The sequence below is a fragment of the Mammaliicoccus sp. C-M13 genome (genome assembly GCF_022386845.1).
In the GTDB taxonomy this organism is placed as follows: domain Bacteria; phylum Bacillota; class Bacilli; order Staphylococcales; family Staphylococcaceae; genus Mammaliicoccus; species Mammaliicoccus lentus.
Map to the genome: position 1 here is coordinate 1 of NZ_JAJNHQ010000034.1, position 812 is coordinate 812.

Consider the following 812-nt stretch of genomic DNA (forward strand, 5'->3'; position numbering starts at 1 on the left):
TTGGTTAAGCCAATCACTCTTTGAAGTACTTTCAGTACTCAATTATTGGAATTAACGTTGACATATTGTCATTCAGTTTTCAATGTTCATTATCTATTTTATAAATGGTGGAGACTAGCGGGATCGAACCGCTGACCTCCTGCGTGCAAAGCAGGCGCTCTCCCATCTGAGCTAAGCCCCCAAAATATTTAATAGAAGTCGGGAAGACAGGATTCGAACCTGCGACCCCTTGGTCCCAAACCAAGTGCTCTACCAAGCTGAGCTACTTCCCGTTATTAATAATGGCGCGCCCGAGAGGAGTCGAACCCCTAGCCTCTTGATCCGTAGTCAAACGCTCTATCCAATTGAGCTACGGGCGCTAAAAATGGTGCCGAGGACCGGAATCGAACCGGTACGATAATCACTTATCGCAGGATTTTAAGTCCTGTGCGTCTGCCAGTTCCGCCACCCCGGCAAGAAAAAATAAAAATGGAGCGGAAGACGGGATTCGAACCCGCGACCCCAACCTTGGCAAGGTTGTATTCTACCGCTGAACTACTTCCGCTAAATCATTATTTTTACAATATTATTAATGGTGAGCCATAGAGGATTCGAACCTCTGACCCTCTGATTAAAAGTCAGATGCTCTACCAACTGAGCTAATGGCTCTAAAACATGGTGCCGGCCAGAGGACTTGAACCCCCAACCTACTGATTACAAGTCAGTTGCTCTACCAGTTGAGCTAGGCCGGCTAAATGGTGGAGAATGACGGGTTCGAACCGCCGACCCTCTGCTTGTAAGGCAGATGCTCTCCCAGCTGAGCTAATTCTCCA

At 47.7% G+C, this 812-nt stretch carries 8 tRNA genes; all 8 read right to left on the bottom strand.

Annotation, left to right across the window (positions count from 1 at the left end):
• Positions 1 to 105: 105 nt before the first annotated feature.
• The 8 genes from LQ615_RS13305 to LQ615_RS13340 all read right to left on the bottom strand — a co-directional run bounded on the left by LQ615_RS13305 (position 106) and on the right by LQ615_RS13340 (position 811).
• Positions 106 to 181, bottom strand: a tRNA-Ala gene (locus LQ615_RS13305).
• Positions 182 to 198: 17 nt separating this feature from the next.
• Positions 199 to 272 (bottom strand) — tRNA-Pro (locus LQ615_RS13310).
• 10 nt (positions 273 to 282) lie between these two features.
• Positions 283 to 359, bottom strand: a tRNA-Arg gene (locus LQ615_RS13315).
• Positions 360 to 365: 6 nt separating this feature from the next.
• Positions 366 to 454 (bottom strand) — tRNA-Leu (locus LQ615_RS13320).
• A 15-nt stretch (positions 455 to 469) separates the two neighbouring features.
• A tRNA-Gly gene (locus tag LQ615_RS13325) sits at positions 470 to 544 on the bottom strand.
• 28 nt (positions 545 to 572) lie between these two features.
• Positions 573 to 648, bottom strand: a tRNA-Lys gene (locus LQ615_RS13330).
• A gap of 7 nt (positions 649 to 655) precedes the next feature.
• Positions 656 to 731: transfer RNA gene (locus LQ615_RS13335), tRNA-Thr, on the bottom strand.
• Between the two features lie 4 nt (positions 732 to 735).
• Positions 736 to 811: transfer RNA gene (locus LQ615_RS13340), tRNA-Val, on the bottom strand.
• Position 812 lies beyond the last annotated feature (1 nt).